At 74.1% G+C, this 8,710-nt stretch carries 6 protein-coding genes and 1 tRNA gene; 5 read left to right on the top strand and 2 right to left on the bottom strand.

What is annotated here, in order from left to right; translation table 11 throughout:
* The 5 genes from CUD01_RS03545 to CUD01_RS03525 form a co-directional block, all read left to right on the top strand.
* The coding region (locus tag CUD01_RS03545) for a DUF2079 domain-containing protein (protein WP_141318754.1) at positions 1–800 on the top strand (800 nt) is incomplete at its 5' end.
* Positions 801–882: 82 nt separating this feature from the next.
* A complete protein-coding gene (locus CUD01_RS03540) occupies positions 883–1,887 on the top strand; it encodes a DMT family transporter (RefSeq protein ID WP_307722662.1) in 1,005 nt (334 codons plus the stop codon).
* A 25-nt stretch (positions 1,888–1,912) separates the two neighbouring features.
* Positions 1,913–1,986 (top strand) — tRNA-Met (locus tag CUD01_RS03535).
* A gap of 160 nt (positions 1,987–2,146) precedes the next feature.
* Complete coding sequence (locus CUD01_RS03530; protein ID WP_141318752.1) at positions 2,147–3,082, top strand: PaaX family transcriptional regulator; 936 nt, start codon at positions 2,147–2,149, stop codon at positions 3,080–3,082.
* Between the two features lie 194 nt (positions 3,083–3,276).
* Entirely contained in the window at positions 3,277–4,521 is a 1,245-nt protein-coding gene (locus CUD01_RS03525; protein ID WP_141318750.1) for a cellulose binding domain-containing protein, read from the top strand.
* A gap of 117 nt (positions 4,522–4,638) precedes the next feature.
* Here CUD01_RS03525 and CUD01_RS03520 read toward each other — a convergent pair whose 3' ends face one another.
* Positions 4,639–5,826, bottom strand: a complete 1,188-nt coding sequence (locus CUD01_RS03520; RefSeq protein ID WP_141318748.1) for a hypothetical protein — start codon at positions 5,824–5,826, stop codon at positions 4,639–4,641.
* A gap of 98 nt (positions 5,827–5,924) precedes the next feature.
* Positions 5,925–8,627 carry an alpha/beta hydrolase gene (locus CUD01_RS03515; protein ID WP_141318746.1) on the bottom strand — a complete coding sequence of 901 codons (2,703 nt, stop codon included), beginning with the start codon at positions 8,625–8,627 and terminating at the stop codon, positions 5,925–5,927.
* Between the last annotated feature and the right edge of the window lie 83 nt (positions 8,628–8,710).

Raw genomic sequence — 8,710 nt, 5'->3', positions numbered from 1 at the left:
GGGAGCCGCTGCTCGGGGCGTGGCTCGCACTGTGGGGGCTCGCCTGGGTCGTCCTGTCGACGACCGTGCTGCTGCCCGCGCTCAACACCAAGGACCAGTACGACTACGGCTCGCGGATCGACTTCGCCGCGATCGTCACGCACCCCTGGACGGCGGTCACGCTGCTCGTCGACGACGGCTCGAAGATCGTCACGCTGCTCATGCTCGTCGCGGTCACCGGCTTCGTCGGGCTGCGCTCGCCGGTGCTGCTCATCGCTGTGCCGACGATCATGTGGCGGTTCTACGCGGACATCGACTACTACTACGGCCACACGTGGCACTACTCCGCGGTGCTCATGCCGATCGCGTTCGCGGCGCTGCTCGACGGCGTCCTGCTCGCGCGGCGCTCACCGCGCGGCTGGCTGCGGCGCTACTCGCTGGCCGCCGCACCCGTGGCGGTCGTCGTCGCGGCGATGCTCGTGCCGCAGCTCGACATCGCGCGCCTCGGCCGGCCCGACGACCTGTGGGCCCCGTCGTCGCGCGCGGTCGAGGCCCGCGGGCTGCTCGACCTGATCCCCGAGGGGTCGGTGGTGGAGACCGACATCGGCCTCATGTCGTACCTCGTCGACCACAACGACGTGTTCTACGTCGGCAACGCCGACAACCCGGCGCCGGACTTCCTGGTCATCGACCAGCAGGGCGGCGGGTGGAACCCCGCGCCGTCGGACATCGCGCAGTACGCGGCGGACCGGCACCCGGGCACGACGTGGCAGGTCGTCTACGACGCGGGCGGGTACCAGCTCGCGAAGCGCACGGGCTGAGGCAGGCGGGCGCACCCGCGCGCCGCGCGGTCATGTCGACATCCGCTTGCCTCACGGGGGTCACCGAGCGGATCGTCGTCCCGTGAGCCAGCCCCCCATGCCCGCGGTCACCGCGCACGCGCCCGGCGACACCCTCGTGCGGCCGGCCCCCGCCGCCCGGGGCATGGTGGTGAAGTACCTCGCGCTCGCGCTCATCTGGGGCTCGAGCTTCCTGCTCATCAAGGTCGCGCTCGAGGGTCTCGCGCCGGTGCAGGTCGCGCTCACGCGCACGGTCCTCGGCGCGCTCGCACTCGTCGTCGTCGCCCTGGCCACACGCTCCTCCTGGCCGCGCGACCCGCGCACGTGGGGCCACCTCGTCGCGCTCGGTCTGCTGCTGTGCGTGCTGCCGTTCATCGCGTTCGCGTGGGCCGGGCAGCACCTCGCGTCCGGCCTGTCGTCGATCTTCAACGCGACCACCCCGCTCATGACCGCCGCGGCCGCCGCGGCGCTCCTGCCCGCCGAGCGGCTCACCGCCCGGCAGCGCGTCGGGCTCGCGCTCGGCATCGTCGGCGTCGTCGTGATCGTCGGGCCCTGGACCTACGTGTCCGACCTGGCCGCGAGCGCGCCCGTCGCCGCGGTGCTCGCGTGCCTCGGCGCGACCGCGTGCTACGGCCTGGGCATGACGTACCTGCGCCGCTTCGTCACTCCCCTGCACCTGCCCGCACCGACCGTCGCGGCCGGCCAGGTGGGCACCGCGGCGGTCGTCATGCTGCTGCTCGCACCCGTCGTGGCGCGCGAGCCCGTGACGCTGTCCACGTCGGTGGTGCTGAGCGTCGTCGCGCTCGGCGTGCTCGGCACCGGGATCGCGTACGTGTGGAACACGCAGGTCGTGGCCGCGTGGGGCGCGCAGCGCGCCTCGACCGTCACCTACCTCACGCCCGTCGCCGGCGTCGGGCTCGGCATGGCGGTGCTCGGCGAGCACCTCGCGTGGCACGAGCCGGTGGGCGGCGTCCTGGTGGGCGTCGGGGTCGTCGTCGCGCAGGGCGCGGTGCGACTCGGGCCGCTCCCGTGGCGCGGGTCACGTCGGGACGATTTGGCCGCTCGGTAGGTCTGTCGTAAGGTTGTCGAGCCGACGCGGGGTGGAGCAGCTCGGTAGCTCGCTGGGCTCATAACCCAGAGGTCGCAGGTTCAAATCCTGCCCCCGCTACAAGAACCCGAAGGCCCCTGCGCTCAGACGAGCGCAGGGGCCTTCGGCATGTCCGGGCGTCGACCGTGACACCCTCCGCCGGCGGTCAGCGTCGGGATACCCGGCGGGGCAGACGCCCGCGTCGTCACCGCGCTCGGCTGCTCGGGCCTAGGGTCGTCGCATGGCGAGCCGCGCCGACGACGACCTCGACGCCCCTCGGGCCCGGACGGGCCCCAACCCGCAGCACCTGCTGGCGACGCTCCTGGGCGAGTACCTCGACTCCGCCGACGCGCCGCTGCCGCCCGCTGCGCTCGACGCGGTGCTCGCGGAGTTCGGGTTCAGCGCCTCGAGCGCCCGGGCGGCGCTGAACCGACTGGCCCGGCGCGGGCTGGTCGAGGCGCGCGGACGCGGCCGGGCGACCGTGTACCACCTGACCACCGCGTCGATCGCGCGGCAGACCACGATGCACCGCTTCCTCGCGTACGGGACCCGCACCGTCGCACCCGACGACCGCTGGACCGCCGTCTCGTACTCCCTGCCGGAGTCACGCCACGCGGAGCGGCACGCGGTCCGCAAGGTGCTGACCTCGGCGGGGTTCGCGCGGCTGTACGACAGCGTGTGGATCAGCCCGGAGGGGGTCCGCGAGGAGGTCCTCGCGGCGTTGCGGGACGTGCTCGGCGGCGTCGACGCGGCGCGGTGGTCGGTCATGCGGGTGCGGTTCGAGGACGTCGCGGGCACGCAGGGCCCGGCGGACGCGTACGACCTCGCGGGCGTGGCGCAGGAGTTCCGCGCGTTCCTCGCGGCGCACACCCCGGTGCTGCACGCCGTGCGCGCGGGTGCGGTCGACGACGCCGGTGCGCTGGTCGCCCGGACACGCCTCATGGACCAGTGGCGCTCGCTCGTCCTGCGACACCCGGACCTGCCGGCCGACGTCGTCCCTGCCGACTGGCCCGTGCAAGCGGCCCGGGACCTGCTCGTCGAGGTGCACACGGCGCTCGGGCCCGGGGCACGACGACGCCTCGTCGAGGTCGCGGCGCCGTCCTGGCCCGACGCGGCCCGGTGGGTCACGTACTTCGTCGCCGCCACCGACCCCGCGCAGCCGCCACGCCGCGGGTGACGACTGGTTGCGGGTGACGACTGGCTGCGGGTGACGACTGGTTGCGGGTGACGACTGGTTGCGGGTGAGGACGGCCGAATCGTTTCCGCGACGCCGGACCACCGCACAAGTACTCGACAGTTTTCGTCACTCCCGCGACGGTTGATGCACACGAACGCATCGGTGCGTCCGCGCACCTCCGAGGGAGGACTCCCATGAGACGACGACTGCTCACCCGCGCGGGCCTGACCGCCGCGCTCGCCCTCGGCGCGCTGGGCGCAGGGCTCGCACCGGCGGCCGCGGCACCGGGCGGGTCCGGCCCCTACCCGGCCGACTACTCGACCGCCGGCTCGCTGCCGAGCCACACCATCTACCGCCCCGTGAACCTCCCCGCCGAGCGCCTGCCCATCGTGGTCTGGGGCAACGGCGGGTGCTCCGGCAACGGCACCTCGCAGGTCAACTTCCTGCGGGAGATCGCCTCGCACGGGTTCCTCGTCATCGCCAACGGCTCCCCTAACGGCGGGGGCAGCACCACCTCGACGATGCTCACGCAGTCGATCGACTGGGCGTTCGCCGAGAACAGCCGTGCGGGCAGCGCGCTGGCCGGGCGCATCGACACGAGCGAGGTCGCGGTCGCGGGCTTCTCGTGCGGCGGTCTCGAGGCGTACGCGGTCGCCGGCGACCCGCGGGTCACGACGACCGCGATCTTCTCCAGCGGCCTGCTCAACGACGGCGACGACTGGCAGCTGCGCCGTCTCGATGACCCGATCGCCTACTTCATCGGCGGACCCGGCGACATCGCGTACGGCAACGCGATCGACGACTGGGGCAAGCTGCCCGCGAGCCTGCCCGCGTTCATGGGCAACCTGCCCGTCGGTCACGGCGGCACGTACGACCAGTACAACGGTGGCGAGTTCGCCCGGGTCGGCACGCTCTGGTTCACGTGGCAGCTCAAGGGCGACGCCCAGGCCGGACGCGCGTTCGTCGGGCAGAACTGCGGCCTGTGCGGCGGGCAGTGGGACGTCCGGCAGAAGAACCTCGTCCTGACGGACCCGACGCCGACCCCCACGCCCACACCGACTCCCACGCCCACGCCGACTCCCACGCCGACTCCCACCCCGACGCCGACCCCCACGCCGACGCCTGACCGGACCGACGACCCGGTGGGCGGCGCGTGCACCGCGACGTACACGGTCGCGAGCCAGTGGGGCGAGGGCTTCGTCGCGAACATCGACGTGACCGCCGGGACCGCGCTGAACGGGTGGGTGGTGCAGGTGCGGCTGCCCAACGGTGCGGCCGTCGCGGGCTCGTGGAGCAGCGCGCAGTCCGGCACCACCGGCACGGTGACCTTCGGCAACGCACCGTGGAACGGCACGCTGCGTCAGGGCGAGCGCACGAGCTTCGGGTTCCAGGGCACCGGGTCCGGCGCCGGGGCGACGGTGACGTGCCGGGCCGCATGATCGGCCGCTGACCGCGCGGGGGGCACGGGCACGGGGAGTGCGGGTCGGACGACCCGCACTCCCCGTGCCATTCCTGCCCGGCGACGGACCGGCGGGAGGCGCGGCACGGCGTCGACGTCAGGCGGCGGCCGGGTCGGGGTCCACCTCGGGCGCGTCGTGCGGGGCGACGCCCGCGGCGGCGAGGGCCGCGTCGATCCGCGCCTGCACGCGCCGCGCCGACCGGCGCCGCTGGCGCACGACGAGCACGGGCACGCCGACGACGAGCAGCAGCAGCACGAGCTGCACCCACGGCACCGCCCACACCACGACCGGCACGGCGGACGGTGCGAGCGCGACGTCGACGACGTCGTCGCCGACGACCACGGGCACGGCCTCGACCTCGCCGGACGCGCGCACCAGCGGCCACAGCCGCACGGTCGTCTCGACGGACGCGGAGCCCTCCGGAAGCACCTCGCGGACCTGCGTGGTGGCGCTGACCTCGCCGGTCCCGGCCGGGCCCGCCAGGGTGACGCCCGCGCGCGCGCCGAGCCGCACGTCACCTTCGTTGCGCAGCACGTAGCGCACGTGCGCGGTGCCCGGCGCGAACGGGTTCCACGACGGCTCCCAGCGGACCTCGACGTCGTCGGGCGCCACCCGTGCGCGGATGTCGCCCGTCACGCGCAGGTGCAGCCGCACCCCGACCCGCGCCGCCACCCGCACGGCCGCCTCGTCGTCCACCAGCTCGGCGACGACGCCCGCGGGGTGGTCACCGGGCCGCGCCTGCGCCGGCACCGTGACGGTGAGCGGCACCACGAGCGACCCGCCCGCGGGCAGCGCGACGCGGAACCCCCCGCCGGCCACGGGCTCGGCGCCCTCCGGGGCCTGCAGCGTGACCCACGCACCCGAGTCGCGCGGTGCGTCCTCGCTCGGGCGCACGTCGAAGTCGCCGTCGGCCGAGACGGTCCCGTCGGCCGCGTAGACGTGGAACGTCGCGGGCCGGTCGCTGAAGTTGGTGACGACGACGTGCTCGTCCACCGACGCCCCGGGGTCGAGCGCGTGCCGCAGCGAGATCCGCCCGTCGGGTCCGTCCGCCGTCGCGGGTTCGACGGTCCACGTGACCGTCCCGCTCGCCGAACCGCTCGACGAACCGCTCGACGAGCCGGGCGAACCGCTGGAGGCCGGCGCCTGTGTCGCGTCGGCGGCGTGCGTGCCGGTCGCCGAGAGCGTCACGAGCCCGACGAGCAGGCCGGCGGACGCCGCGCACCGCGCAGCGGCCGACGCCGGACGTCGCCGCCTGGCGGACGTGGTGGTGCGGATGACGGGCACGGTTGCCTCCTGCACGTGCGTCGACGTGTCCTCGTGCGCCGACGAGCACGGCGGGGCGTCGACCGGCCCCGCCGTGCTCGTCGTGCTGGTGCGTGCGGTCAGTCGACCGGGAACAGCGAGAGCGTCAGCGCACCCTCGTACGTGCCCGGCGCGGTGTCCACGGGGACCTCGAGGAACAGGTCCGCGCCCATCGTCGTCGAGCCGAACCTGCCCTTCGGGGTCGCCGACGCGAGCCGGCCCGGGACGAGGAGCCCGTCTCCCCCGCCGAGCACGGTGGGTCGCTGCGCCCCCGCGGCCACGCCGTCGCGCGGGTCGCGCACGAACGGCCGCCAGCCGAGGTGGTCGGCGTCGAGCGTGCGGGAGCCGGACGAGAACGCGTACGCCATGCCGGCGACGGCCCAGCCGCTCGCACCGGCCTGCGCGACGGAGCGCGAGTCCGTGACGGTGACCATGGGCAGGGCGCCGGTGAACCGCAGGCGGTCACCGCGGTTGGCGGCCTGGTCCAGGGTCACGCCCGAGCCGTCGTCGTCGACCGAGAGGGCCAGCACGCCCGGGGCGCCTTCGCGGACCTCGGCGCGCACGGGGATGCCGGGCGCGGACTCGCTGCGGAACAGCCGCGGCAGCAGGTCGACGAGGTTCTTCTGCCACGTGTCGAACCCGTGCGGTCCCTGCGTGACACCCGCGAACTCGTGCTCGATCCCGTTCTCCTCGAGGAGGTCGAGCAGGTCCATCGTCGCCTGGTACGTGAAGTCGAGGACGTCGCCGGTGTAGATGCGCGCGAACGTGGTCCCCTCGTTCACCGCCTCGGGGTCGAACGTCGGCGTCCCGAAGAACAGCCCACCGGAGAACGCGGCGATCCAGCCGAACTCGCCGGGGTGGGTGAGCCACGTGTTGAGCGTGTTCATCGCACCCATCGAGAGACCGGCGAGCGCCTGCCGGTCGGCGTCGGACGCGATGTTGTACTCCGCGCGCGCCGCCGGTGCGAGGTTCTCGAGCAGCTCCGCGGGGAAGTCCGGCACGTTGCCGTTGCCCATGACGACGACCATCGGGACGATCGCACCGTCGATCGAGTGGTGGTCGAGGATCTGCGCGGCACGGCCGACCTCGACCCAGTCGCCCCAGCTCTGGCCACCGCCGTGGTTGAGGTAGAGCACGGGGTACGGCTCGGCGCGGTCGGCGTCGTAGCCCGGCGGCGTCCACACGTACGCGGAGCGCTCCTCGCCCGCGACCTTGCTGTCGTACGTGAGGACGGACAGCTCGCCGCCCTGCCCCGCGGGCACGTCCGAGAGCATCCGGTCGGTGGTGCCGGGCACGAACAGCGGGCTCACGCCGGTGAGCGTGTTGACCGTGTCCTGCGGGTCCTTCTCGTCCACGCCGTCGACGACGTAGCGGTAGTAGTAGAACCCGTCGAGCGGCCCCATGGAGACCCGCCAGCGCTGCCCGACCTTCGTCATCGGCACCCGGAACCAGGCACCGTTCGGCGCCCAGTTCGCCCACACGGTGACGTCCTTCGCATCGGCCCACTGGGTGCCGGTCTCGAACGTCACGATGCCGTGCTCGCCGATGTGCGGGGTGGTGATCGACCCGGCCGCGGGCGGCGCGTAGGGGCCGTCGAGGGGCAGGTTGCCCTCGCGCGGGCCGGGGTCGGCGTCGTCCTGGAAGACACGCGACGCGAAGTCGCGCAGCGCCTCGCGCCAGGTGTCCCACGTCGCGCCCGAGTCGGGGTCGACACCGTCGAACTCGTGCTCGACGCCGGCGCGCTCGAGCGTGCGCAGGAGGGCGTGCGTGCGGTTGTAGGCCGGGTCGAGCACGTTGCCGACGTAGACCCGCAGCAGGTCGGTGCCCTCGTTGACCGCGCGGGCGACGCCCACGCCGATGGTCCCGTTCAGGTGACCCGAGAACGAGCCCACCGACCCGAACGTGCCCGGGTCGCTGCGCAGCACGTTCAGGGCGTGGTTGGCGCCGTCGCCGATGCCCGCGACGGCCTGGCCGGTCGGCTCGTCCGTCACGTGGTAGGCCTCGCGTGCGGCCTCGACCACACCGTCGAGCAGCTCGCTGCGCGGGTCCGTCCCGCCGGTGTCGGCCATGACGACGACCATGGGCTCGATCCGGCCCTCGGCCGCGAGGTTGTCGAGGATCTGCGGCGCGCGGCCCAGCTCGGCCCACTCCTGCGCCGTCTGCGACCCGTCGGCGAGCAGGTAGAGCACCGGGTACGCGTCGGCGCGGTGCGCGTCGTAGCCCGGAGGGGTCCACACGAGGGTGGTGCGTTCGTCGTCGGTCACCGGGCTGCGGTAGGTGAGCTCGTCGACGTCGCCGCCGGCGGGCAGGTCCGCCATCCACTGCACGGACGGACCGGGGACGAACAGCGTGTTCCACGTCGGGTGGGACGTGACGGCCACGGGGCTCGTGGGCTCGCGGAACGACTTCTTGGTGCGGTCCGCCCAGGTGGCCGTGTACTGGTAGTAGTACAGCCCCGGCGCGAGCGGGCCGACCGTCGCCTGGTAGCTGGACCCGCTCGGGTCGAGCGCCAGGTCCGCCCACGTGCCGCTGGGCCCGATGTTGCCCTGCAGCTCGAGCACCTGGGGCCGCGAGCCGAGGATCTCCTCCGCGTCCGCCTGCGGGACGGTGAACCGGTGGTACCCCTCCGGGATGGTCGACACCCATGCGTCGGGAGCCGGCCCGTCCTGCGCCGCCTGCGCGCTCGTCACCGACGCACCCACCGCGAGCGCCACCCCCGTCATCGTCGCCGCCGCGCGGCGTCCTGCGCCCGGTCCGCGGGCCCCCTGCCGAGTCATCCCCATCGATTCCTCCTCGTCGACCGACTGCGCGGCGGTGCGCCCAGGAGCGCCACGAGTTCTACACCGATGTAGAGCCGCCCCCCGCT

This window comes from Cellulomonas uda (assembly GCF_006538705.1).
GTDB classification, from domain to species: Bacteria; Actinomycetota; Actinomycetes; order Actinomycetales; family Cellulomonadaceae; genus Cellulomonas; species Cellulomonas uda.
This window is presented reverse-complemented; position numbering and strand designations above follow the sequence as displayed.

Coding starts and splice junctions, on each gene's coding strand:
- CUD01_RS03515 (WP_141318746.1), bottom strand. CDS start 8,627: ATGGGGATGACTCGGCAGGGGGCCCGCGGACCGGGCGCAGGACGCCGC.
- CUD01_RS03530 (WP_141318752.1), top strand. CDS start 2,147: ATGGCGAGCCGCGCCGACGACGACCTCGACGCCCCTCGGGCCCGGACG.
- CUD01_RS03525 (WP_141318750.1), top strand. CDS start 3,277: ATGAGACGACGACTGCTCACCCGCGCGGGCCTGACCGCCGCGCTCGCC.